Source organism: Paenibacillus sp. DRB1-1 (assembly GCF_052119485.1).
Lineage (GTDB): Bacteria > Bacillota > Bacilli > Paenibacillales > Paenibacillaceae > Paenibacillus > Paenibacillus polymyxa_B.
Map to the genome: position 1 here is coordinate 3,221,866 of NZ_JBODQH010000001.1, position 25,635 is coordinate 3,247,500.

The window sequence follows — 25,635 nt, forward strand, 5'->3', positions numbered from 1 at the left end:
CGTAGCTGTTAGAGCCATATCGCAAGAATAACACTGTCAAATTTTTACATTATTGTATTGTAAGAGACTTACCAAACCATGTTTAAGGTCGTGACACACTCGTATGAATTTAACTCAAAACTTTTCGAAGAATTTAAAGTTACTCTGGGAATTGTCTAAAAAAGATATTAAATCTAGATACCTTGGTTCATTTATGGGGGTACTCTGGGCTTTTATACATCCTATGGTATCTATACTTGTTTATTGGGTCGTATTTCAGGTTGGTTTTAAAAATGTACCTATTGGAGATACTCCCTTTATACTTTGGTTATTAACAGGAATGGTGCCTTGGTTATTCTTTTCTGAAAGCTTAGCAACTGCAACCAATAGTATTATAGAAAACAATTATTTGGTAAAGAAGATTGTTTTCCGAGTTGGTTTGCTACCGATGGTGAAAATTTTGTCTGCTCTTTTTGTACATGTATTTTTTATCATTGTTCTTTTCATTATGTTTAAAATATACAATGTTGAATTTACGATTTATAACATTCAAATCCTTTATTATTTATTAGCCACGATTTTTCTTTCCTTGTCCATTTCTTACATAACAGCGACATTAGTTGTTTTTGTAAAGGATGTTGGTCAAGTTGTTGCGGTATTTATTCAGCTATTCTTTTGGCTTACGCCGATCTTTTGGAATTTAAATATTGTTGAGGATAAGTATCAATTTTTCTTTAAACTAAATCCTGTTTTTTATATTGTCGAGGGATATCGGGATACTTTTATTGATCACAAATGGTTCTGGGAGCACCCATCAATGACGATCTACTTTTGGGCTATTGTGATTATCGCAGGTACTATAGGAATCAAAATTTTCAAGAAAATGAAATCTCATTTTGCAGATGTATTGTGAGGAGAAAATGATGAATCAAACAGAATCAGTTGCTGTGGAAGTTAATAACGTCACTAAAATATATAAAATATATGATAATCCCAATGAGCGATTAAAAGAGGCTGTTCATCCCTTTAAAAAAAAGTATCATTCTGAATTTAAGGCCATCAGTGACCTGTCCTTTTCCATAAATAAAGGACAAGCGATTGGTATTATTGGTAAAAATGGTTCTGGAAAATCGACTCTTTTAAAGATGATCACAGGCGTGATTACTCCCACCAACGGAAGCATTAAAGTGAATGGGAAAGTTGCTGCTCTTTTGGAATTGGGCGCGGGTTTTAATCCGGATTTAACAGGAATGGAAAACATATATTTGAACGGTACCCTTATGGGGTATAGCAAAATAGAGATGGATGGTAAACTTGAATCTATTGTATCCTTTGCGGATATCGGGGACTTCATTAATCAACCAGTCAAAATGTACTCCAGTGGTATGTTTGCCCGTTTAGCCTTTGCAGTAGCTATCAATGTTGATCCAGATATTTTGATTGTGGATGAGGCCTTGTCTGTTGGAGATATTTATTTTCAGGCAAAATGTATTACCAAAATGAAGGAGCTCTCCAAAAAAAGTACGGTTTTATTTGTCTCACATTCCATGGATACCATTAAAAGTTTTTGTGATACAGCGCTGCTGATTGATAAAGGACACATGGTCGAAATTGGTCCAGTGAAACGTGTAGCACAAATTTATGAAAACATTGTTAACCAGGAAATTGCAGATATGAAACGTGTTCAATCTTTGGATGTATTTGTTAATTCTGAAACAGATAAGAAGAGCTCGCTGTTGCTATTAGAAGAGGACCCTGCTTTTGCAAAACGTGCCAATGAGTTTCGTTCTGGAACGGGAGATGCGCGCTTTATAAGAGCGGACTTGTTAGTCAATGGAGAAGTTGTTAACCAGGTCCCTTTTGGCGAAATGGTTACTTTGCGTTTATTGGCACAATATTATAAAGATATAGATTCTGAGGGAACCATTGGCTACATGGTTAGAAACCATACTGGTGTCGATGTGTTTGGCATGAATATCTATAATAAAGCAAAATTAGTTCCGAAAATGCAAGCGGGGGGCATTCTAGAGGTTAACTTTAATTTCCGTAATCTATTATCTGAAAGTGGTAAATACACCATTTCTATTGGTTTGAAGCCTAAGCCTTTTGAGCCTCTTTATCTGGATAGCGTAAGTATAGCAGCTGTTTTTGAGGTTCCTAAGCCAGAGAATAATTACGTACCAGGATTAATATTTGTAGATAACACAATAGATTTGCAAGTCATTAATTAAGGCTGGTGATAAAATGTGTGGGATTTTGTTTTCTAATGTAGCCATAAATAAAGAAGTATTTCTTAATTCTTTAAATATAATGAAACACCGGGGGCCTACGGCCCCACTTTGTGTATATCAGAGTGAAAACTTTATGCTGGGGCATAACAGATTGAGTATCTTAGATTTGGATCGGAGAAGTGATCAGCCTTTTTTCTCTGATGACGGAAGATATGTGATTATATTTAACGGAGAGATTTATAATTATAAAGAATTAGCCTCCAATTATTCAATTCAAATGAGAACAAACTCAGATACTGAACTTTTATTGAAGCTTTATATTCAATATGGTCCCCAAATGTTGAATTGGCTTAATGGAATGTTCAGTTTTATTGTTTTAGACGTCCAGCAGAAATCATTTTTTGTAGCACGAGATCGTATGGGAGTAAAACCGCTTTATTACAGCAGATATGGGGAAGAGTTCATTTTCAGTTCTGAAATTGCTCCATTGCTCCCATTAGTCCACAACATTTCTATTGATCAAGAAGCCGTAAGACAATATAAAAAGATGAGATGCTTTTTTAATGATCGTACTATCTATAATGAAATAAAAGAGTTTCCACCAGGATATTATTACGAGAATGGCGAATTTATTAAATATTGGGAAATTGATTACTCTGAAAAAGAACCTCCTTCCGATGAGGAACTTGAGTTTCTAATTCGCTCTGCAGTAGAGTACCGTAAGATCGCAGATGTTGAAATTGGAAGTTACCTAAGCGGGGGATTGGACAGTACGATTATTACTGCACTTGCCAGAGTAGAGCATACTTGGACTGTTGGTTTTGAAGATTATAATGAGTTTCAGTGGTCTGAAATCGCAGCAACAAGATACAATACCATTCATCATCCGATATTGTTTGAACCTGATTACTTTTTATCATTAGCTCGAGAGCTTATAACTGTAAAAAAAGAGCCTCTGTCTGTGCCCAACGAAGTGTTACTGTATCATATGACTCAGCAAGCATCTGCCAAAAATACAGTCATATTAAGCGGAGAAGGCGCTGATGAGCTTTTCTTTGGGTATGACCGTATTTTCAGATGGGCTAGTAGCGCTACAGACTTTGATATCCGAGCCTTTAGTGAACTCTACACCTACGGATCTGAAGATGATATAGAGATTGTAGAAGACGCTTTGGCACCTTTCATGAAGTTAAAGTCACCTCAAAAAATCGTAGCTGCATTCTTCCAGCAAGCCCATTTGAGAGGGTTACTTAAAAGGCTGGATAGTGCCTCAATGTTAAATTCCGTAGAAGCAAGATCTCCTTTCTTGGACTATAGATTAATTGAACGGCTTGCAGGTGTAGACTCTCTGTACAAAATGAAGGATGGGGTTGTTAAGGCTCCTCTCAAGAGAATTTTTAAAGATATTGTCCCTGCAGAGATTGTAAACAGAAAAAAGGTGGGTTTTCCTGTTCAACTTGAAAGAGTCCTATCTTCTGAGAAAATTGAAGGGAAGACGACGTTCGACAAATGGTTTAACTTCAATTTAACTACGTTAGGAGAAATCTTATGATTATCGGCTATACTTCCGGAGTCTTCGATTTATTTCATATTGGGCATTTGAATTTGTTGAGAAATGCTAAATCACTCTGTGATAAACTCATTGTTGGTGTGACAACAGATGAGTTAGTTTCATATAAGTACAAAAAAGCAGTAATTCCTTTTGAGGAAAGAATTGAGATTGTCAGGAACATCAGCTTTGTTGATACTGTAATTCCTCAGGACTCCATGGATAAATTTGAGGTTTGGCAAAAATTAAAATATGACGTAATGTTCGTTGGTGATGATTGGTTTCAAAATGAACGTTGGGACCAGTATGAGTTGCAATTTAAGGAAGTTGGAGTGAAAATTATATATTTTCCCTATACGAAGAGTACATCATCGACTTTACTGAATGAGACATTACTGAAATTAAGAAAATAAGTATAAGATTTTTGCCTGAAAGGAAGAGGTTTTGCAGTGAATATGAACAGATCTATAGCTTTTGTCATTCACAATCTAGTTTTATATGAAACGATAAAGCCTTTAATTGAGGAGTGTGAAAGAAAGCAGATCGTTTGTGATATTTATGTCCCTCACATTGAAGAAGAAGATTGGGGCAACATGTCCTTAGATACCTATCATTATTTGAAGAACAATGGTATAAAAGTGACTCTAACAAGCTCTGTACCTGACAAGACATATAAAATAGCCTTCTATCCTTATCTCCCTTATTATTTAGAAGTTAAGTCCGATTATAAGTTTAGATATCAGTATGGAATGGCTAAACCAAACTGGAATTTAGATACATGGAGTCGGAATTTCGATTTTATCTTTTGTAATGGGCTGTATGATTCCTCGGTTCTGGCAGCGTACACTCAGACTGAAATTGTTGGAATGATTAAATACGCTAAATTTCAAAGGAAGAAGCGCGAAACGGATAAATATAATTTGCTTTATTTGCCTACGTATGGGAATGAGTCGTCTATTGAGCTTGTTATGAACCATATTGAAGAAATGTCAGATAGCTTTAATATGAAGGTGAAATTGCATCATGGCACTTCTTTTTTGGAGCATGATCGGGTTAGTCTAGTTAAGTCTCATATTCCTGATGTGCTTGATCACAAGGCTTCTCTTGTTCATTTAATAGAGGAAGCTGATGTGATATTGTCTGACGGCTCTGGGGCTATATTTGATGCGCTGTTTACGGACACTCCAATTGTAATATTCCAACATCCCCAAACAGAATCTTTCGAGGGGATTTTACCTTTGGAAGAGCAAATAGTTCAGCAAAACATTGTTCCTTTTGTGAGCGATAACGGCAATATTAAACAAACTTTACTTAATGCAATCTTAGATGAACAACTAATACAACAAAGAAGGAAATTTACTTTAGAGATGTTTCCGGTTAAAGGAAGAGAGACGATAGATAAGTGTATGGATGTAATTAACAGATTTCTAAAAGATGACGTGGACCATGCTTATAGAGCAGGGCATACACGCCTGAAAAATGAATTTAATGAATTACAAACTCATAATCAAACTCAAAGCCAAGAAATAGAGCAGCAAAAACAACACATTGTTGAGCATATGGATCAGATTAACACATTGATTCAAACGCGAGATCATCAGGGAAATGTAATAAGCAGCATGTCAGCAGATTTTAAATCTCTGTCTGAAAAGAAAGATGAATTAGAACAGAAATATGTTCAACTTACACAGGATTATAATAATGAAAAAAACAACTTGGATATATTAAATCATCAATATAGGCAACTATTTGGTCAATATAATGAACTGAACACCCAGTTCAGTGAGTTGGAAGAATATAATGGAAGACTGTCTACAGAGATTCATAATATTTATAACTCTAAAAGGTGGAAAATGGCGAATAAACTGAAACATATCTTACACAAGTCCAAAATGATATATGTTCTTAAGGGATATAGAGTATGGAAAAGTTATGGCACCACTATCTTACTGAAAAAGATAAAATCTAAAGTGTCGCATAAGCTTAAAAGAACTAACGCAGGGGATCAGCCGATTGATCTACGCAAAGATGAAGGGAATTACAATCAGTTATTAACCTGGTATGAGTATAAATTTTACAATTATAAAGTATCTAAAGACAACTCATTTTCTCTGGCGCTTGATAAGTTCGAGATTGAATTTGAGAAGGATCTTATATCGGTTGTCCTTCCTGTATATAACGGTGAGGATTATGTTTCAAAAGCTATTGATAGTATTCTGCAGCAATCTTACAAGTATTTTGAACTCATTATTATTAACGATGGTTCAAAAGACTCAACGGCAGAAATTATTGATGAGTATGCTAAAGCAGATCATCGTATCAGAGTAGTTCATCAGGAAAATCGTAAAATACCAAAAACATTATCCAGGGGTTTTAAGCTAGCCAAGGGTGAATATCATACGTGGACAAGTGCAGATAATATCCTCCCTGGAAATTTCCTGGAGAAGATGGTTGCTGATCTTAAACGTGATGAAAATATTGGTATGGTATATGCAAACATGAGGTTAATCGACTCTGCCGGTCAAGTGATTTCCAACCATGGCTGGTATGAAGAACCACAGTTTAGTGGCAATGTTATGCTGCCTAAGTCTGCATTGGAGTTAAACGTATATCCTAACAATACGATTGGTGCAGCTTTTATGTATAGGGCCAAGGTAACCCAGTTATTGGGTGACTATTCTAGTTATAAGCATACCCTTGAAGATTACGATTACTGGATGAGAGTGAACTCTCTATTTGAGCTCAAACATGTGACATTCGATGAGCCTATATATGATTATCGCTGGCACGATAAGTCACTGACCGCTTTAGATCAAGAACTGGGCATCACCTCTAACAGATATAAACTCATGGTACTTGATGATTTTAGAAGAGATTTTTATCTGACCCCATTAGTATGGATCATTGAGGGAGATGCTACTGAAGCTGGTGAGTTTAAGAAATATGTTCTGACTAAAGGACATACTGTGGTTGGAAGAGATGAAGTCAATACGATTATTGGTCTTAATTTGGTAACGCCCATTTGCTATTTATATATAAAAACAGGCGAAGTCCATGATTTTGAGTTTATTGATTCTAGTGCTTTATCGTCTATGTATGCACTGCTTATAGATAAATCAGAGCAGTCAACAGATACATTTGTAGCTGACTATCCTTGGAATCTGAAAATAAAGGATAAAATGAATGGTGAAACGGATAGCAACTATGACTTTTTTGCACAGGATACGGAAGTTCTGTTCTCTCTTATAAATACGAAGGTTAAGAACGATCACTTGTACCGTATTGAGGCGGTAATTGAAAGTGAACCTGTTTATAACAAGGGATTATCAGTTATTATTTGCACGTACCAGCGGAGCGAGAAACTTTCTAATGCGATTAAATCTGTCATAGAACAGTCGTTGGATAAAGCGGACTATGAAATTATTGTTGTAAATAATGATTATCTGAATGATGAGATTCATCATTTGGTTCGTGAGTTCAGAGCAACCTATAATATTGACGAATCCTTCCTACGATATATGGAGGCTCCATTAAAAGGTCTTTCCTTTGCACGTAATGTTGGTTTATTTGGGGCAGAGGGGGAGGTCATACTCTATATTGATGATGACGCTATCGCTAACTCCAACTTGCTTGAGGAAACCATCAGAGGATTCTCAGATCGTCCCGATATCGGGGTCATGGGTGGGAATATCATACTCAATTTACACGAGGAACGGCCTGAAGTGGTTAAACCAGGTACTGAAGCATACTGGAGTCAGCTTATTGTGGAAGGCGACGAAATTATCGATTCTAATTTTCAGTGGGAGTTCCCTTATGGAGCCAACTTTGCGGTTAGACATGCTGCGCTAATGCGAATTGGGGGCTTTAGAAGCGCCTATGGGCGTAAAGGAAACAATTACGCTGGAGGAGAAGAAATTGTTGTATCTTTTGCTATGAGAGAAATCGGCTATAAGGTTGGTCTTAATCCTAAGATGAAGGTCATTCATGATGTGGACACCTCCCGATATACTGTTGAGCATGTTAGAAAGACAATGCGAAACAGTATTTTAACCAATTACCAATTGCAAAAGGATCTGTATGCGCCGATGGAATCGGATATTGAGGCAGATAAGAATCACCTCGAAATTGTTAAAGCTGAATTAGATCATTTGCAGAAGATTCCGACTAAAAATCGAGACGTTGAAATTGATATTTTGTATAAGCAATACACAGTTGAAGCGTATGAAGAGTTAATACAAATGAAGGAAAACGATATGAATTCGCGAAAACAGTTGGCAGGATCGTATAGATAATTAATAAAACTTTAAAGGCGCCTCTTTTATAAAAATAAGGGGCGCCTTTATTAGTATGGAGCGGTTAAATTGAAAATTTTATATTTCTCTCCGATCTATTGGAATGATTTAAAACAACGTCCGCAACATTTGGCCGAAGAGTTTGCTAAAATGCCGGGGGTTCACATCACCTTTGTAGAACCATCCATTAGTATACTTAATAGTATTGTAAGGCAGAACTCAGATTATAAAAAAAGAAATCAAACCATAAATGATAGCCTTCAAATATTCAGGCCTTCGGGCAGTCTGAGATTACCCCGAAGCTTTGAAAGCTTAGACGTATTTCATATGAATCAATGGTTTGAAAAGAGACAGTTGGAAGATTTAGTTTCCAGTGCAGATATCATTTGGTTGGGAAGTCCAGTCTTTTATCCTCTTATAAAATCAAATAATAATAAGAAAATTGTGTTTGATCGAATGGACGACTATGTATTTCTAACTAACAATGCATTGATGAAGAAATTGCTCGGAAAGTGGGAACTTGAATTACTTGCCAAGGCGGATCTTGTTATTTCTACAAGTAACCATTTGCATAAGCATTCTCAAACATTGTGTAGACAATCTTATTTGGTGAAAAATGCTGTTGATAAAGCTATACTAAATATTAATGTAGCTAGCTTGGTTGTTAGCGAGTTAAAATGGTTAAAGCACGAAGGCTACTACATTTTTGGATATGTAGGGGCGATTGACCACTGGTTTGATGTGGAAGCGGTTAAGGCTATTACTGAATTTGATGAGAAATTTGTTGTATGTTTGGTTGGGAGAAATAACCTGAATTATAATTTTGAACAGCATAATAGGATTAAATATTATGAGACTGTCCCTAAATCAGAAATTGGTGCGATTATTGATGCTTTTGATGTTTGTTTATACCCCTTTTTGAGGAATTCGGATAGAATTGATACGATCAATCCAGTAAAAGTTTATGAGTATTTGAGTTTTAATAAAGTGATATTAGCGGTGGATAGCGAAGAAACAAGGTTTTTAGATCAGGAAGGGATTTATCTATATAATAGTTTAGAGGAAATAAGAAAATATCTAAAGGATATAGATACCCTGCAACGCCCTTTTTATGATCAAGAGCAACTGGAGGACTTCGTAGTCCATAACAATTGGGAAGCTCGTGCAAAAACCATTATGGAGCTGCTTATAAAAGAGCTTCAATAGGAGGGACTTAGACATGAAAGGGATTATATTAGCTGGAGGGACTGGATCTAGATTATACCCCCTTACTAAAGTTACAAACAAACATTTATTGCCAATTGGTAAATACCCGATGATATATTACTCTATTGATAAGCTCAAAAAGGCGAATATAAATGATATTTTAATCGTTACCGGAAAAGAACATATGGGAGATGTAGTTAATCTCTTAGGAAGTGGTGTCGACCTTGGAGTTACGCTGACTTACAAAGTGCAAGATGAAGCCGGGGGGATTGCACAGGCTTTGCTTTTAGCTGAGCACTTTGTTGGCAATGACAAGATGGTTGTTATTTTGGGGGACAATGTTTTTAAAGATGATATATCATCGTTTGTTGAAAAATTCAAACTTCAAGAATCAGGAGCGAAATTACTACTTCATAAAGTGCCCGATGCTAACCGCTATGGGGTACCAGAATTACAAGGCGATAACATTGTAAATATTGAAGAAAAGCCGGAGATTCCTAAGAGTGATTATGCAGTTACGGGCATTTATATGTTCAACCACTCGGTATTCAATATCATCAAGACCTTGACTCCTTCAGCAAGAGGAGAATATGAAATAACAGATGTTAATAACGCTTATATTCAACGAAACCAACTTACATTTGATATTTTAGAGAATTGGTGGACTGATGCAGGAACACATAGTTCATTGATGCTTGCTAACAAATTAGTAAGTGAAATGAATTATGAGCTTTTTTCTTAGTATTATCATAGAACTACACATCTTATGGTGATACTAAATAATTAAGAAAGCGAGACTGTTTAAATGCAAATTGTGAATGCTCTTCCAACTAGAATAAAGTGGGTGGATGTACTAAAGGGATTGGCAATTATTTTCTTAGTTTTCTCACATTTGGTGCCTCATGGTTTTAAAGAGAATGAGATGATGGATAAGAGCTTTATTATAGGCTATTTTTATTCCTTCCATATGCCTCTTTTCTTTTTTGCTTCTGGGTTTACTTCTAATTTTCAGAAGTATAAGTTTAGTAGTTTTTTGTGGTCTAAAATCAAAACAATTCTTTTACCATATACGACTCTTTATATATGCTCATTATTGTATTTTGGTTGGATGCATTGGATGGGGATTGTCGGAACGCTTGATCCAATGGTTGTTATTGAAACTTTTTTATATGCAGATGGAAATCACTTGAGTATTCTAAATATGTCACTTTGGTTCCTACCTTGTCTCTTCTTAGCCCAGATCATTTCGTACTTAGTCTTGAAAATTTCGTCTAAAAGAAGTTATATGTATGTATTTTGGATATTGCTAACCATACTTGGTGCATTCTTAAGTAAGCTTGACACACATGCACTTCCTTGGTCATTTGGCACGTCAATTAATGCAGCGTCTTTAATTATTTGTGGTTATATATTCAAGTTGAATGAACAATATTTTATTGAAAAAATCAGAATTAACAAACCATATTTTGCTTACGTGGCAGGTTTCCTGGGTCTTTTATTATTTTTAATAAATGATAAACCAGGCATGTCAGGGAATTACTATGGACATAATTATGTATTATTTTATCTGTCAGTGTTGGCTAGTTTAATATTTTATATATACGTATCCAAAAAAATAGAGTCATCTAGCTTGCTGTCTTATTTTGGTAAAAATTCTTTAATTATATTTGGTCTGCATGGTTTAATACTTAGCTTCTGGGAGAATGTGAATTTTTACGAGAAGTTTTCTGTTAAAACAAATATGTATTTAGACGGTATTTCATTTGTTGTTATTTCCACCTTACTTGTCTTCTTAAGTTGTATTCTTTTTATTGAACTATTTAATAGATTCTTACCTTTCCTGATTGGCAAAAAATTTAGTTTTGGCAGTTCTAAAACAACGACTATTCCTTATAAGAATGCTTGATAATTAACTTACAAAAAAGCCCCCGATTTTTTTTGAGGGCTTTTTTGTATGCATCGACATCTGTATTGAATTAGAAAAGATCTGGATTATCAGGGTATACTTTTTTAAATTGTGAACGTATAAGTTCAATTTTTTCTTTCGTGATGGATGATGTCTTTTTCAAGACTATGGCTTTTACGCTATTATCAAGAGTATAGCTCTTTAAAGGTATATAATTATTTTTAAGAGATCCGTTCATCACCTCTTCTGCGAGTATACCTACAACTTTTTGACCACTTTCACCTAAATGGTATTGTGTAGGTGATGCGATCACGACATAATCGGACTCAAAAAACGACACTGGAAAGCCATCTCTTAAATCAACGTGATGGGTCAGATTCATAAACGGAAGAGCGTTGCTATTGTCAGGCATTTCAATCTGTCTAAGTATGTCATCATTAAGAATTCCAGAGCTGGACAGAACATATACTTTATGCTGCTCTGATGAGATCTCCTTAAGATAAGCCGTTAATTGTTTTAAAACAGGTATATCCGTTCTTACTCTAGGTGTTTGTTTAAAGTCACTGAATAAAGAGGAAAAATAGGTAACAGGCCGTGCATTTACATTAGTGAATGTTACCAAGAAATTACAAGCGACTAAATAAACTAGAATAACTAAGAAAACATTTTTTGCATACTTTATCTTGGACAAATAGTTTAGAATAAGAATAACGCCACAAATAAATAGAATTAATACGTTCACTGTAAGAAGATAATAATGCTGAGAAGCTAAGCTTTGAATTCTTGTAAAGAGAAAGTACGTAATAAATAAGTTCGTAACTAGAAAGATTGATATATACCTAGTTTTACTCATAAATAACAAGCCTATGCAACCAACAAGAGCTATCAGAAAAATGAAGGCACCATAATGATAAAATAAATTCTGTAAGTTACTTAAGACGTCACCAAAATAATAAGCTGAGTAGGCGTTTTTAAAGTTATTGGTTAGGGCTCTTTGAATAAATTCATTGAAGAATATAATAAGAAATAATGCGCTTGAAGATCCTATAATGAAAAAATTTAAAATAACCTGCAAGAGCTGTTTGAAGCGAAACTCTTTTTCTAGGATCCATTTGAACAAAAAAGCGATACTGATCGAGCCAAAAAGAGATACGATCCAGAACCCATACCATCTTCTTGTGAATGTTAGTAATACCAAGCAAGCTGCTAAGAGTAAAACTGCTTTTAAATTTAAGCGTTCAAAATCATTATTAAATAAGATAACAAGGGACAAGCAAATAAAAATAAGTCCTATAGAATCCAGATATCCACCTAACATAGGAGCTATCATAATTGGAAAGGTAAATGTAAGTACAAAGATCATAAAGACGTTCAACTTTGTGTTTAACTGGATTTGATCGGCAATCTTGATACATAATAAGAAAAGTATCAAACAAGAAGGGTACAAGAAGCAGGTATAGATTGCCAAGACATAGCTCATGTAGCTTGTACCTAAGAACTTTAATGGTAAAGAGAGAAAGACTGTTGGGAAAACGGAATAATCGTCTCTTAAAATGCTTGCATAGATTTGTTTAGATGCTGCTATAAAATCTGTACTTAAAAGGTTATTAAATTGTATGGATGTATTCCAATAGGCTGAAAAGTCCCAATAATAAATGAAATGTTCCCTTTGAAGGAAGGAGTAAATGAATATTATCCCAACTAGATAACCGCCAAAAGCTAGGTATTGCACCATTATTTCTTTCTTGGCATATGTTAAGATACCACTAATGTGTAAAATGTATGTAGCACCTATGACAAACGACTGCGCAATATTTAGACCGAATAATATGGAAATATAGTAAGAATCGACTTTAAACAGTATTAGAATCGGGATAAGTAGCCACATCAAAACCAAATAGGACCAAACAAAATTTTTATTAACTCTCGATAAATTCAAAAGCATATTCCCTCCCAATATAGTGTGCTTATTAATTTTATAGTAATCATAAATGAAAGTATATACTCAAGATGTTGGAGGTTTCGTGAATGATAATAAAGGAAGTACTTTCAGGTGCAAAAATCATTGAACCCGTGATTCATGGTGATCACCGTGGTTTCTTTATGGAAAGTTACAATGAACAAATCATGAAAGAAAACGGAATAGACCATGTTTTTATTCAGGATAACCAATCCTTGTCTGCAGAAGCTGGTGTGATTCGGGGCTTGCATTACCAACTTAATCCTAAAGCGCAGACCAAACTCATTCGTGTGCTTTCTGGAGCTATCTACGATGTGATTTTGGATATTCGTAAAAGTTCTCCAACATTCGGTCAATGGGTTGGGGTAATCTTAAGCGAGCATAATAGACGTCAGCTACTGGTGCCTAAGGGGTTTGCTCATGGGTTCTGTACGCTTGTTCCTAATACTCAAGTGCTGTATAAGGTAGACGAGTATTATTCACCTGAAAATGATCGTGGAATTCTGTGGAATGATCCTGCACTAGGGATTGATTGGCCCACTTCTCATGCTATTCTTTCGGAGAAGGATCAGAAGCATCCAGCACTGGCCGATGCAGACATTAATTTTGATTAGACGAATAATAAGATTTAGGAGGTCTGTATGAAACTTCTTGTCACCGGCGGGGCCGGATTTATAGGTAGTAACTTTGTATTGTATATGTTAAAACACCATCCAGATTATGAAATTGTAAATATAGATGCTCTTACCTATGCAGGTAACCTGGAAAATTTGAGATCCATTGAAAATAACCCCAAACATAGCTTCATCAAAGTAGATATTACCGACGCACAAGCGATTGATCAACTGATGCAACAGGGAATTGATGTGGTGGTGAATTTTGCGGCGGAGTCACATGTGGATCGGAGTATTCTGGAACCGGAAGTGTTTGTGAAAACAAACGTATTGGGTACGCAAGTGCTACTGGACGCAGCCAAGAAATATAACGTGACCAAGTTTGTACAGGTATCAACAGATGAGGTGTACGGTTCTCTGGGAGAAACAGGATTGTTTACGGAGGAAACTCCGTTGCAGCCTAATAGTCCTTATTCTGCATCCAAGGCAAGTGGCGATCTGCTAGTTCGTGCATATCATGAAACCTTCGGTTTACCAGTGAATATCACGCGTTGTTCTAACAACTATGGTCCATACCAGTTTCCTGAAAAATTGATCCCGCTAATGATCTCTCGTGCACTGAGTGATCAACAGCTACCAGTATACGGGGATGGCTTGAACATTCGCGATTGGTTGTATGTAGAGGATCATTGCAGCGCAATTGACCTGGTCATTCATCAGGGTAAACTGGGTGAAGTATACAATATCGGGGGAAATAACGAGCGGACAAATGTGCATATCGTCAAAACGGTATTGGAGGAACTGGGCAAGCCAGAATCTCTGATTTCGTATGTGCAGGATCGTCCAGGTCATGACCGCCGTTATGGTATTGATCCCACGAAGACGATGAATGAGTTGGGCTGGAAGCCAAAGCACTCATTTGAAACCGGCATTAAAGAAACGATTCGCTGGTATTTAGACAACGAAGAATGGTGGACTCGCATTCAATCTGGCGAATACCAACAATACTATGCAAAGCAGTACGGTTCCCGCTTGGGGGATGCGTAGAATGAAGGTATTGGTTACTGGAGCATCCGGCCAACTTGGTAAAGACGTAGTAAAGGTTTTTCAGGAGCAAGGACATCATGTCCTTGGTTACGATCGGGAACAATTAGATATCACGGATTTGCAGCAGACCGTGAAGATTGTAGGACAATATCAACCTGACGCCGTAATCCACTGTGCAGCGTATACGGCTGTGGATGCAGCAGAGACTGATATAGACGGGGCTTATCAAGTCAACGCGGCAGGTACACGTAATATGGCACTGGCTACGGAAAAGGTTGGAGCCAAGCTGGTTTATATCAGCACAGATTATGTTTTCGATGGAACGGCAAAAGAGCCATATCATGAGTACGATAATACCAATCCGCAGAGTATCTATGGAAAGTCCAAACGGGCAGGAGAGGTATTGACCCAAACACTTTCCTCCAGGTATTTTATCGTTCGCACATCTTGGGTATATGGATTGTACGGGAACAATTTTGTCAAAACGATGCTGAAGCTTGGTCAGGAGAAGCCGCTCCTGCAGGTGGTGAATGATCAGAAGGGTTCACCTACCTATACAGTGGATTTGGCACGTTTTTTGGCGGAATTGATTCAAACGGAGAAGTATGGCGTATACCATGCATCCAATAGTGGCTCCTGTACCTGGTATGAATTTACGCAAGCTATTTTACAGGATGCGGCGGAAATATTAGATGCCAAGATCACAGCGAAATTGGAGCCGTGCAGCACAGAGCAATTCCCCAGACCGGCAGCGCGGCCACTTAATTCTGTTATGGAGCATATAGCGATCCGAACCAACGGGTTAAATGATTTGCGCGATTGGCGTGAGGGATTGCGTGATTTTTTGCGGGAGTATCTTAGTAAACCCGAGTAAATAAAACCTTATTATAAATATCAACAATCTCCCATCAGTTCATGATTGGGAGATTTTATTATATTAAAGCCTATGTTGATTAAGGTCGCTGAGCATTATAATGTATAAGCAGATGGAACCTAGTGCCCCACTATTACACATTTTAAAGAAGGAGGTCATTACTCTGAACAGACCTAACATACAAATTTTATTGTCTACATATAATGGAGCAGCTTATTTAGATGAGCAAATAGAAAGTCTCATAAATCAAAAAGACGTAGAAGTTCAGATCCTAATTCGTGATGATGGCTCGACAGATGATACGGTTGCCAAGTTGAGAGCGCTGAAGCAACGTTATCCTCAACAGATTATTTTATGCCTCGAGAGCAATGTAGGGGTTATTAGAAGCTTTTTTGATTTGATTCAAAGATCGTCTGAGACATTCGACTATTACGCTTTTTGTGATCAGGATGATGTGTGGATGCCGAACAAACTTGCTCAGGCTGTGGCTCATCTCAGGGATCAGGATGGGAGCCGGCCGCTGATGTACTGTTCTGCTACACAAATGGTCTCTCAAACATTGGAACCACTTAAAGTATGGCCAGCTGGCATCCCCCGACCTGTATCCTTCTATAATGCTCTTATTGAGAATGTGTGTGTAGGTTGTACCATGGTGATCAATACAGAAACCCTCCAGCTCGTGAAAAAGAGAACTCCGACTTCTTTGGATAACATTATTATGCATGACTGGTGGATTTACTTATGCACCTCCTCTTTTGGTAAGGTTGTTTTTGACCCCGAGCCGTCCATTTGGTATCGGCAGCATCAAAACAATGTGCTGGGAGGTTCTACCGATGGCTGGGTTAGCAAGTGGAGGAAAAGACTAAGTAGATTTTTAAAAGGAAAAAATCGCTATATTTTAAGCAAACAAGCCCAGCAATTTATTCAACTTTATGGACAAGACATGTCTCCTCAAATGTATAAAGATATGGATCAATTCCTGGACTGCTACCAAAAGGGCGTAATTTCTCGTATGAAATATATTTGGCAGTCCCCATTTTATAGGCAGTCACGGTTGGACAACTGGATTTATAAGTTGGTTTTCATAATGAGGAAGTTATAGAGGTATGGAAAGAAAAAAATATTGAAACTTTTTTCCATATATGAGCGTCAAATAGTCAAAGGTGCAAATGAATACTAGATAAAATACCATCGAATGCGTGTTCCTTTATGGAAAAATATAGTATAATTGAAACGTGCAACCGATAGAGCTGGCAAGGGCGGTCGGCTAACTCTCCCGAGGAGGGGGGTGAAGCCTGTGACAGTGTTTGAGGCGCTCAGTTTAATGCTGACGTTCGGGGCGTTAATCGTCACACTGTTAGAGTTTAACAAACGAAAATAGACCGCCCCCGCAAGGAAGGGTCTATTTTCGGCCTGATTGTTCCAAAACCGTCCGCTCTTGGAGCGTTGGTTGCGCAGGGGCTGGCTGGCACCAGCCCTTTTTCCATGTATATCTTACCACGATGAATTTTAGACCTCAACCGAGGATTTTACAAAAATCTAATAAACGACTTCCAATGAACAATATATAGTTTGAAATGGTTTCGTTTGTCTATATTTGCCCTTTGGAGCGACAGGAATCGAATTTTGTGAAATTCTACTAACTATGTAAGGTTACAAGTTATGTGCTTTTTTGCGCCCCGTGGTCTGTGCGGTATGCTATAATAGGCGATAGTAGAATAGATTACTGAATTTGTCAGGAGCGTTTTAAATATGGATGTAAGCATACTGGTCGTCAACTATAATACGTGTCAATTGACGCTGGATTGTTTGCAGTCGGTGTATGCGTCAAAGTCGCAGTACCGATATGAAGTGATTGTTATTGATAATCACTCCAGTGACGGATCTGTTGAGGCTATTCGTGCTGCATACCCGGAGATTACGTTGATAGCCAACAAGGATAATACAGGTTTTGCCAAGGCAAACAACCAGGGGATGGAAGTAGCTAGCGGGCGTTATGTATTGTTATTGAATTCCGATACGTTGGTGCAACCGGACACGCTGGATACAATGCTTCAGTTTATGGATACGCATCCGGAGATGGGGGCATCGGGCTGCAAGGTCATCTTGCCGGATGGATCATTAGACAAGGCTTGTAAGCGAGGATTTCCAACGCCGTCAGCTTCTTTTTACTACGCTTTCGGCTGGTCGAAGCGTTACCCGGATAACCCGAAGTACAATCAATATCAGCTTGGGCATCTAAGCCCGGACGATGAGTATCCTGTAGATGTACTGGTAGGTGCTTTTATGCTGGTGCGCCGGGAGACGATTGACCAGGTCGGGGGTTTGGACGAAACCTTTTTTATGTATGGTGAGGATATTGACTGGTGTTACCGGATTAAGCAAGCCGGGTGGGGCATTTACTACTATCCGCGCACATATATTATTCATATCAAAGGGGGCAGCGCTCGCCGTCGTCCTTTGAAAATTATTTATGAGTTTCATAGAGCAATGTGGGTATTTCATCGTAAGCATTATAAACAGCAATACAGTTGGATCACCAATATGGCTGTATATGCGGGAATTACCGTGAAATTTGGAATGGCCTTTCTAAAAAATAAGTTGTCCACACCGGTCAAGCCAGACGGCGGGGAACAATCTCGTACTGAGGTGAAAGCATGATACGCAGAAATCAGCGTTTTTTAACCCAATTATATATTGTGGCGGATTTCGCGGTCATTCAGTTGTCCTTTCTGATCGCTTGGTTTTTCAAATTTGAAAGTGAATGGATCACCTATAAAGAACCGCTTCCTATTCAAGTATATGGAGGATGGAGCTTAATCTACGGCCTGATTGCTGTAGTGTTGGGGATGTTATTCTCGCTCTATTCGCCCAAACGCAAAAAACGGTTTGCAGATGACGTATTCCGCGTCACCCAGATTCATATCGTTGGCCTGTTCGTGCTGTTGAGTGTGATGTTCTTCGTGAAGCAAATCGACATTTCGCGGTCCTATCTGGCAATCTATATGCTTGGAAACGTGCTGCTTATTTTGTTTTACCGATTTTTTTTGAAGCAAGTTCTTAAAGCTCTCCGTCAAAAAGGATACAACAAGCAGTTCATGCTTATTCTCGGGGCTGGTACTCTAGGCCAACGATTTTATCATAATCTTGGACAGTATCCTGATTTAGGATATGAAGTAGTAGGATTTCTGGATGATAAGCGGCATTGGAGTGAAGAGGAAGAGGCACATTTCCGCCCGATTCTTGGAGGTTTAGATCAATTGGAGGCTACGCTGTCGCGTCTGATGATTGACGAGGTCATTCTGGCGCTCCCGCTGGATGCTCATGATAAGTACCCCAAGATTATCAACATGTGTGAAAAGGCTGGAGTGCGCACGCTTATAATCCCCGACTTTTTCGATTATTTGCCGGCTCGCCCGTACTTTGATAACTTTGCAGGTATGCCTATGATCAATGTACGGGATATTCCACTGGATGTGGCGGGGAATCGATTGTTTAAGCGTCTGTTCGATATTTTATTCTCTTTATTCGCGATTCTCCTGACCTCTCCGATCATGCTGGCAGTGGCGATTGGTGTGATGATTACATCCAGAGGGCCAATCATTTTTAAGCAGGAGCGGGTAGGCTTGAACCGTCGCACCTTCCGAATGTACAAATTTCGTTCGATGAAGGTGCTGCCCCCTGGAACTGAAGATACGGGCTGGACGACTGCTAATGACCCAAGACGCACACGTTTTGGTACTTTTATTCGTAAAACGAGTCTCGACGAGCTGCCGCAATTTTTCAACGTTCTGCTTGGTGATATGAGTGTCGTTGGTCCACGCCCAGAACGACCCTATTATGTGGATCAGTTCCGTGAGGAAATTCCAAAATACATGGTGAAGCATCATGTTCGTCCCGGAATCACAGGCTGGGCACAGAGCAACGGGTTGCGTGGAGATACATCTATTGAGGAACGGATTAAGCATGACATTTTCTATATTGAGAACTGGTCGCTCTTATTCGATATTAAAATTATTTTCCGTACGATTCGCAATGGTTTCAAGAACGCGTATTAATCCAGAGTCACCCTTCGGTTAGCCGGAGGGTGTTTTTGCGTCTGGCAGTTGTTTTGAGTATGCGTATGTGGGGTATTGACCTGTACGAAAAGGATGTGACACCCTATGAAACGATTGATTGCTACGGTCATTCTTTTAATGTTAATCGGCACATTTTTACTGGCTTACAAAGGGCAATCTACAGAAGAACCTACTGGCTTTACCACGCACCGCGTGATTTCGCATGCCATGGGAGCTGTTGATGGTTTGGCCTATACTAATGCGCGTGAAGCGTTTGTGGAAAATTATAAAAAAGGCAGCCGCGTATTCGAGGTCGACCTGATGTTTACTTCGGATGGACAATTGGTGGCGCGCCATGAATGGACAGAATCCTTTACAGAGCAAATGCGACAGAGACACGCAGTTGGTACAGAACAGGGCGGAAAACCTTGGAGCTATCACCAATTTAAGAACACACCCATACACGGTTCCTATACCCCAGTAGATTGGAAGGATGTATTGGATTTATTGGAAACATACCCGGATGCTTATATTGTGACCGATACGAAAGAACAGGACCCTGCCCAAATCAAACAGTTGTTTGCACAACTGACCCGTCAGGCACAGGAGAAAAACCCCAAGCTTTTGTCCCGTATTGTTCCTCAAATTTACAATGAAGAAATGCTGCAAACGTTGCGGAGTATTTATCCCTATCCATCCGTTATTTATACGCTCTATGCGACAGAGGATAAAGATGACCAGATCGTTCGATTTGTACAACAAAATGATATAACGGCAGTAACTTTACCAGAGAATCGGGTGAGTGGTACTTTAGTGGAAAGTTTGCGCCAGGCAGGAGCAGTGTGCTACGTAAATACCATTAATGAGTTGAGGGATGCGGCTGAGTATGAACAGATGGGTGTGCGAGGTTTCTATACAGATATTTTAACGGAAAAGGAACTTAGTAAACGCAGTTGGTTGTATGCGCTACGACCATGAGCTGTCTGAACGGGGTGTTCCCATTTGATACGAACATTGACACCTTTTAAGCACTGTCATAGACTTAGCATAGAACGCTTTTGGATATTGGAATTCGGCTCGACTGGATCATGACAAAAGCAATGGATGCTGGAGGAATGTGTGTTGGCAGATTCAATTCAATCATGGAAGCATGTGTTTAAGCTTGATCCTGACAAGGAACTGGATGATGAGGCACTTGACGCCGTGTGTATGTCTGGTACGGACGCCATTATGGTAGGAGGTTCATCGGGCGTAACCTATGAAAATACGGTGGATTTGCTGTCACGGGTTCGGCGTTATGAGGTGCCGTGTGTGCTTGAGGTGTCCGATCTGGAGGCTGTAGTGCCAGGGTTTGATCTATATATGATTCCCATGGTACTGAATACCGCTGACAGTAATTGGATTCTAGGGCAGCACCAACGTGCGATTGAACAGTTTGGTTATATGATCCCGTGGGATTTGCTTGTGGCGGAAGGATATATTGTTTTGAACGGTGATTCTACGGTCGCTAAGCTTACCGGAGCAGATACTTCGCTGGGTGCTTCATCTGCGGCCTCGTATGCACAGATTGCTGACAAGCTCATGCATCTGCCGATTGTATATGTGGAATATAGCGGTGCTTTTGGGGATATGGAGCTGGTGCAAAAAATACATCGCAGTACGGAGCGCTCTCGTGTCCTATACGGAGGAGGAATCGTGGATAAATCTACCGCGTTACAAGCGGCTGCTGTTTGTGACACCATTGTAGTAGGTAACATCATTTATCGTGATTTGGCGAAGGCGCTGGAGACGATAGCTGTGAAATTGGAAGTATAGAACGTGAATTTATGGAAGCTCAGGGAAAGGAGCATGCACGCATGCAATCAATAGATATACACGAGGCGGTAGCTCGCCTTAATCCGCCTCAGCGTCAGGCTGTGGAGGCGGTAGATGGTCCGCTGCTGATTATGGCTGGCGCAGGCAGTGGTAAAACACGGGTGCTCACGCACCGAATAGCTTACCTCATCGCGACCCGCAAGACGGCTCCATGGGGCATTTTGGCGATTACCTTTACGAACAAGGCTGCGCGTGAAATGCAAGATCGCGTATCCAAGCTGATTGGCCCGCAGGGGAGAGATGTGTGGGTATCCACCTTCCACTCGATGTGTGTGCGTATTTTGCGTCGGGATATCGAGCGGATTGGCTTCACCTCCAATTTCAGCATTTTGGATTCTACGGATCAATTGTCTGTCATTCGGAGCTGCATGAAGGATCTGAATATAGACACCAAAAAGTTTGAACCCAAAGCGGTTCAGTCTATGATGAGTACGGCTAAAAATGAACTGGTCACTCCCGAAATGTATGAGCGCAAGATTGGCGACTATTTTGAGGGGATTGTGGCGAAGGTATATACCAAGTACCAACAACGGCTTAAAAACAACAACTCTCTTGATTTTGATGATTTGATCATGGCAACGATTCAGCTCTTTAAAGAAGTACCTGAGGTACTGGATTTCTACCAGAAAAAATTTCAATACATTCATGTTGATGAATATCAGGATACGAACCGTGCGCAGTACATGCTGTGCAAAATGCTGGCCGACAAGCATCACCGGATTTGCGTAGTAGGTGACAGTGACCAATCCATCTATCGGTGGAGGGGTGCGGATATTAGCAACATTTTGAACTTTGAAGAGGACTACCCGGAAGCGCGTACCATTTTGCTGGAGCAGAACTACCGGTCCACCTCGAATATTCTCAATGCTGCCAACGAAGTAATTGGTCAAAATACAGGCCGCAAGCCGAAAAAACTATGGACTGACAAAGAAGGTGGCGCCAAGATTAAAGTTTATCGTGCTGACTCTGAGCATGATGAGGGCTACTTTATCGCTTCCGAAATTCATAAGAATATTAATGCAGGCAAAACCTATAGCCATCATGCCATTTTGTACCGTACGAATGCTCAGTCTCGGGTTGTCGAGGAAATTTTGATTAAATCGGATATTCCTTACCAGATCGTGGGCGGTATCAAGTTCTATGATCGTAAAGAAATTAAGGATTTGCTGGCGTATCTTCGCCTGCTCTCCAATCCTGACGACGACATCAGCTTGATCCGAATTATTAATGTGCCAAAACGAAGCATCGGAGACACAACCGTCGGCAAATTGCAGGCAGCTGCAGCGGAACGTGGAGTTTCGATTTTCCGTGTCCTTCAAGTTGTAGACGATTTGGGCTTTGCAGGACGTACGCGCAATGCGTTGGTCGAGTTTTACGATATGATCGAAGGTTTAAGTCGGATGGTAGACTACCTGTCGGTTACCGAGTTAACAGAAAAAATGCTGGAAACCACCCAATATCGATTGGAGCTGCAAAACGAGAATACACTCGAGTCACGCTCGCGTTTGGAGAATATTGATGAGTTCCTGTCGGTAACCATGGAATTTGAAAAAGGAGCGGAAGACAAGTCACTCGTCTCCTTCCTGACCGACCTTGCTCTGATTGCCGATATTGATTCCATGAATGACGATGAAGAAGAGCAAAGCGATGCGGTTGTATTGATGACCATGCATAGCGCCAAAGGACTGGAGTTTCCTATCGTATTTATTGTCGGTATGGAGGAGGGAGTATTCCCTCATAGTCGTGCCTTTTTGGATAACGAAGAGCTAGAGGAGGAGCGCAGATTGGCGTATGTCGGGATTACCCGTGCAGAGGAGCAACTGTTCCTTACATGCGCGCAGATGCGCACATTGTTTGGCCGCACCACAGCTAACCCGCCTTCCCGCTTTCTCGAAGAGATTCCGGACGAGTTAAAAGAGGATACGATCATTAAACGTGACCGCTACCGCCGTTCAGGCAATGTAGGCGGATCTTATGGTGGGCGCGGACTGAATAAAGGTAGTGGTAGTAACTTTGGTGGAGAACGCTCGTTTGATACGATGAGCCGTAGTGGTTCGTCCGCTTCGGCGTCACCCCGCGTAACAGTAACGACATCTTCATCCGCGAAAGCAACTCCGGTTGCTTCGGCAGGAGGCCCCTCCATTTTTGCTGCTGGAGACAAGGTACAGCATGGCAAATGGGGAATTGGAACCATTGTCGCTGTAAAAGGGACGGGTAATGATATGGAGCTTCAAATTGCTTTCCCGGCTCCAGTGGGGGTTAAACGACTGCTGGCTGGTTTTGCACCAATTACAAAAGTAGAATAAATCTCAAACATCATTAAATCTCGAACCTCATGAGTGGCAGCTTGGCTTAGGCCTCTGCCCTGATGAAGTTCCCGGAGGGATACGCCTGCATGAACCCAATGCACAGGATGGAGCAGCTTGTTGCTGAACTGAACACATATAACTATCATTACTACACACTGGATGAACCCAAGATCAGCGACAAAGAATATGATGTGCTTTATGACGAACTGGTAGCGCTTGAACAGACGAGCGGTCTTGTGCTGCCGGATTCGCCGACACAGCGTGTGGGTGGGGAGTTACTCAAAGGTTTCACACCGCATCGCCACCTTGCCCCATTATGGAGCCTTGATAAAGCTCAGAATATGGAACAGCTGCGTGCATGGAATGCGCGTGTTGTGAAGCTGGTTAATGATTACAATACCAAGAACCCGGAGAAACCTTTGCCATCTCCAGGCTATGCGATAGAACTTAAATTCGATGGACTGACGCTGAACCTAACGTATACTGATGGACAGCTGGTACAGGCTTCTACCCGCGGTAATGGCGTGGTGGGTGAGGGAATACTGGCACAGGTGAAGACGATTAAATCCGTGCCACTTACAATTCCTTTTCGAAATGGAACAATTGAAGTACAGGGAGAAGGGATAATGAATCTCTCTGTATTGTCCAAATATAATGAGACTGCCGTGGACCCTCTTAAAAATGCACGCAACGCCGCAGCTGGCGCTTTGCGTAACTTGAATCCCAAAGTGACAGCAGAGCGGCGCTTGAATGCATTTTTCTACAATGTGGGATATGCAGATCGTATCCAGTTTAACAGCCACCAGGAAATGATGACTTTCCTGCGTGAAAATCATTTTAAGGTAAACCCTTACCTGACTTACTTTGATAATTTTGAAGATGTAATGGAGCAACTGATTGAGATTGAAGAATCTCGTGCCGGATTGGATTACCTCATTGATGGGGCAGTATTGAAAATTACAGATATGCGCACACGTGAGGCTCTCGGGTATACCGATAAATTCCCACGCTGGGCTGTGGCATATAAGTTCGAAGCTGAGGAAACAACTACAGTGCTTAACTCGGTTGAGTGGAATGTAGGACGAACCGGTAAAATTACCCCACTCGCAAGGGTAGAGCCGGTAGAGCTGGCGGGAGTCACTGTACAAAATTGTACACTGAACAATGCTGGTGACATCGAACGCAAAAACCTGAAGTTTGCATTGGGTGCACGTGTGTTTATCCGTCGCTCAAACGATGTCATTCCGGAGATATTAGGAAAGGTAACGTCTGAGAACGACGGGGAGGAAATTGTCGTACCAGATCATTGTCCAGCCTGCGGGTTTCCGTTGCAGCAGCGAGGTGCCCATTTGTTTTGCGACAATAAGTTGGGGTGTAAACCACAAATTGTGGCTCGTATTTCCCATTTTGCTTCACGTGATGCTATGGATATTGAGACTTTTAGTGACAAAACGGCCATACAGCTACACGACGAACTGGAAGTGCGCGAGCCTGCGGATCTGTATACACTCCAATATGATGATCTTGTGAAACTGGAGCGGTTTGGTGAGAAAAAGGCCAGTAACCTCTTAGCGGCACTAGAAAAGAGTAAAGAGAGAGATTTGGCTTCTTTCCTTTATGCTCTGGGTATACAAAATACCGGTAAAGCGACAACACGCATGTTGGCTGAGCATTACCGTGATTTGCACAAGACGATGTCCGCTACGGTGGAAGAACTGATAGAACTACCGGATGT

20 protein-coding genes (1 of these 20 only partly in view) are annotated in these 25,635 nt (G+C 40.0%); 19 read left to right on the forward strand and 1 reads right to left on the reverse strand.

The genetic code is table 11. The features are described from left to right. Positions 1-103: 103 nt before the first annotated feature. The 8 genes from ACQW03_RS14220 to ACQW03_RS14255 all read left to right on the forward strand — a co-directional run bounded on the left by ACQW03_RS14220 (position 104) and on the right by ACQW03_RS14255 (position 11,163). Positions 104-892, forward strand: a complete 789-nt coding sequence (locus tag ACQW03_RS14220) for an ABC transporter permease (RefSeq protein ID WP_028542104.1) — start codon at positions 104-106, stop codon at positions 890-892. 10 nt (positions 893-902) lie between these two features. Further along, the gene (locus ACQW03_RS14225) at positions 903-2,210 is read left to right on the forward strand and encodes an ABC transporter ATP-binding protein (protein ID WP_028542103.1); all 1,308 of its coding nucleotides are present in this window, start codon (positions 903-905) and stop codon (positions 2,208-2,210) included. A 13-nt stretch (positions 2,211-2,223) separates the two neighbouring features. Next, the gene (gene asnB, locus ACQW03_RS14230; protein ID WP_441950267.1) at positions 2,224-3,762 is read left to right on the forward strand and encodes an asparagine synthase (glutamine-hydrolyzing); all 1,539 of its coding nucleotides are present in this window, start codon (positions 2,224-2,226) and stop codon (positions 3,760-3,762) included. Beyond that, positions 3,759-4,172, forward strand: a complete 414-nt coding sequence (locus tag ACQW03_RS14235; RefSeq protein ID WP_013312205.1) for an adenylyltransferase/cytidyltransferase family protein — start codon at positions 3,759-3,761, stop codon at positions 4,170-4,172. The genes asnB and ACQW03_RS14235 overlap by 4 nt, the downstream gene beginning before the upstream one ends. Before the next feature lie 42 nt (positions 4,173-4,214). Further along, complete coding sequence (locus tag ACQW03_RS14240) at positions 4,215-8,051, forward strand: glycosyltransferase (RefSeq protein ID WP_441952401.1); 3,837 nt, start codon at positions 4,215-4,217, stop codon at positions 8,049-8,051. Positions 8,052-8,120: 69 nt separating this feature from the next. Further along, positions 8,121-9,257, forward strand: coding sequence for a hypothetical protein (locus ACQW03_RS14245; RefSeq protein WP_076294081.1), 1,137 nt, complete (start codon positions 8,121-8,123; stop codon positions 9,255-9,257). 13 nt (positions 9,258-9,270) lie between these two features. Continuing rightward, on the forward strand, positions 9,271-9,999 hold the full coding sequence (locus ACQW03_RS14250) for a sugar phosphate nucleotidyltransferase (RefSeq protein ID WP_028542099.1): 729 nt from the start codon (positions 9,271-9,273) through the stop codon (positions 9,997-9,999). Between the two features lie 63 nt (positions 10,000-10,062). Beyond that, positions 10,063-11,163, forward strand: coding sequence for an acyltransferase family protein (locus tag ACQW03_RS14255; RefSeq protein WP_076294082.1), 1,101 nt, complete (start codon positions 10,063-10,065; stop codon positions 11,161-11,163). 70 nt (positions 11,164-11,233) lie between these two features. Here ACQW03_RS14255 and ACQW03_RS14260 read toward each other — a convergent pair whose 3' ends face one another. After that, on the reverse strand, positions 11,234-13,108 hold the full coding sequence (locus ACQW03_RS14260; RefSeq protein ID WP_441950270.1) for a hypothetical protein: 1,875 nt from the start codon (positions 13,106-13,108) through the stop codon (positions 11,234-11,236). 83 nt (positions 13,109-13,191) lie between these two features. Between ACQW03_RS14260 and rfbC the strand changes: the two genes are divergently transcribed. The 11 genes from rfbC to ligA form a co-directional block, all read left to right on the forward strand. Next, entirely contained in the window at positions 13,192-13,737 is a 546-nt protein-coding gene (gene rfbC / locus ACQW03_RS14265; RefSeq protein ID WP_441950272.1) for a dTDP-4-dehydrorhamnose 3,5-epimerase, read from the forward strand. Between the two features lie 27 nt (positions 13,738-13,764). Continuing rightward, positions 13,765-14,784, forward strand: a complete 1,020-nt coding sequence (rfbB, locus tag ACQW03_RS14270; RefSeq protein ID WP_441950274.1) for a dTDP-glucose 4,6-dehydratase — start codon at positions 13,765-13,767, stop codon at positions 14,782-14,784. Position 14,785: 1 nt separating this feature from the next. After that, positions 14,786-15,658: a dTDP-4-dehydrorhamnose reductase gene (gene rfbD, locus ACQW03_RS14275; RefSeq protein ID WP_220030271.1), complete on the forward strand. Its 873-nt coding sequence runs from the start codon at positions 14,786-14,788 to the stop codon at positions 15,656-15,658. 100 nt (positions 15,659-15,758) lie between these two features. Continuing rightward, the gene (locus tag ACQW03_RS14280; protein WP_256703362.1) at positions 15,759-16,760 is read left to right on the forward strand and encodes a glycosyltransferase family 2 protein; all 1,002 of its coding nucleotides are present in this window, start codon (positions 15,759-15,761) and stop codon (positions 16,758-16,760) included. A 201-nt stretch (positions 16,761-16,961) separates the two neighbouring features. After that, positions 16,962-17,039 (forward strand): putative holin-like toxin, encoded by a 78-nt coding sequence (locus ACQW03_RS14285; protein ID WP_354005523.1) that lies wholly within the window; start codon positions 16,962-16,964, stop codon positions 17,037-17,039. 371 nt (positions 17,040-17,410) lie between these two features. After that, positions 17,411-18,319, forward strand: a complete 909-nt coding sequence (locus ACQW03_RS14290; protein WP_076294087.1) for a glycosyltransferase family 2 protein — start codon at positions 17,411-17,413, stop codon at positions 18,317-18,319. Continuing rightward, positions 18,316-19,716: an undecaprenyl-phosphate glucose phosphotransferase gene (locus tag ACQW03_RS14295; protein ID WP_076294088.1), complete on the forward strand. Its 1,401-nt coding sequence runs from the start codon at positions 18,316-18,318 to the stop codon at positions 19,714-19,716. The genes ACQW03_RS14290 and ACQW03_RS14295 overlap by 4 nt, the downstream gene beginning before the upstream one ends. 105 nt (positions 19,717-19,821) lie before the next feature. Beyond that, positions 19,822-20,694: a phosphatidylinositol-specific phospholipase C/glycerophosphodiester phosphodiesterase family protein gene (locus ACQW03_RS14300; RefSeq protein WP_441950278.1), complete on the forward strand. Its 873-nt coding sequence runs from the start codon at positions 19,822-19,824 to the stop codon at positions 20,692-20,694. Positions 20,695-20,820: 126 nt separating this feature from the next. Continuing rightward, entirely contained in the window at positions 20,821-21,531 is a 711-nt protein-coding gene (locus ACQW03_RS14305) for a heptaprenylglyceryl phosphate synthase (RefSeq protein ID WP_076294090.1), read from the forward strand. A gap of 41 nt (positions 21,532-21,572) precedes the next feature. Then, on the forward strand, positions 21,573-23,897 hold the full coding sequence (pcrA, locus tag ACQW03_RS14310) for a DNA helicase PcrA (RefSeq protein ID WP_076294096.1): 2,325 nt from the start codon (positions 21,573-21,575) through the stop codon (positions 23,895-23,897). 89 nt (positions 23,898-23,986) lie between these two features. Continuing rightward, on the forward strand, positions 23,987-25,635 hold the 5' portion of the coding sequence (gene ligA, locus ACQW03_RS14315) for an NAD-dependent DNA ligase LigA (RefSeq protein ID WP_441950280.1). 367 nt of this gene lie beyond the right edge of the window; only the first 1,649 of its 2,016 coding nucleotides appear in the window; its start codon is at positions 23,987-23,989; its stop codon lies off the right edge, out of view.

Coding starts and splice junctions, on each gene's coding strand:
- ACQW03_RS14240 (WP_441952401.1), top strand. CDS start 4,215: ATGAACAGATCTATAGCTTTTGTCATTCACAATCTAGTTTTATATGAA.
- asnB (WP_441950267.1), top strand. CDS start 2,224: ATGTGTGGGATTTTGTTTTCTAATGTAGCCATAAATAAAGAAGTATTT.
- ACQW03_RS14260 (WP_441950270.1), bottom strand. CDS start 13,108: ATGCTTTTGAATTTATCGAGAGTTAATAAAAATTTTGTTTGGTCCTAT.
- rfbC (WP_441950272.1), top strand. CDS start 13,192: ATGATAATAAAGGAAGTACTTTCAGGTGCAAAAATCATTGAACCCGTG.
- ACQW03_RS14295 (WP_076294088.1), top strand. CDS start 18,316: ATGATACGCAGAAATCAGCGTTTTTTAACCCAATTATATATTGTGGCG.
- rfbD (WP_220030271.1), top strand. CDS start 14,786: ATGAAGGTATTGGTTACTGGAGCATCCGGCCAACTTGGTAAAGACGTA.
- ACQW03_RS14305 (WP_076294090.1), top strand. CDS start 20,821: ATGCTGGAGGAATGTGTGTTGGCAGATTCAATTCAATCATGGAAGCAT.
- ACQW03_RS14280 (WP_256703362.1), top strand. CDS start 15,759: ATGTATAAGCAGATGGAACCTAGTGCCCCACTATTACACATTTTAAAG.
- ACQW03_RS14290 (WP_076294087.1), top strand. CDS start 17,411: ATGGATGTAAGCATACTGGTCGTCAACTATAATACGTGTCAATTGACG.
- ACQW03_RS14225 (WP_028542103.1), top strand. CDS start 903: ATGAATCAAACAGAATCAGTTGCTGTGGAAGTTAATAACGTCACTAAA.
- ACQW03_RS14300 (WP_441950278.1), top strand. CDS start 19,822: ATGAAACGATTGATTGCTACGGTCATTCTTTTAATGTTAATCGGCACA.
- ACQW03_RS14255 (WP_076294082.1), top strand. CDS start 10,063: ATGCAAATTGTGAATGCTCTTCCAACTAGAATAAAGTGGGTGGATGTA.
- rfbB (WP_441950274.1), top strand. CDS start 13,765: ATGAAACTTCTTGTCACCGGCGGGGCCGGATTTATAGGTAGTAACTTT.
- pcrA (WP_076294096.1), top strand. CDS start 21,573: ATGCAATCAATAGATATACACGAGGCGGTAGCTCGCCTTAATCCGCCT.
- ACQW03_RS14220 (WP_028542104.1), top strand. CDS start 104: ATGAATTTAACTCAAAACTTTTCGAAGAATTTAAAGTTACTCTGGGAA.
- ACQW03_RS14235 (WP_013312205.1), top strand. CDS start 3,759: ATGATTATCGGCTATACTTCCGGAGTCTTCGATTTATTTCATATTGGG.
- ACQW03_RS14250 (WP_028542099.1), top strand. CDS start 9,271: ATGAAAGGGATTATATTAGCTGGAGGGACTGGATCTAGATTATACCCC.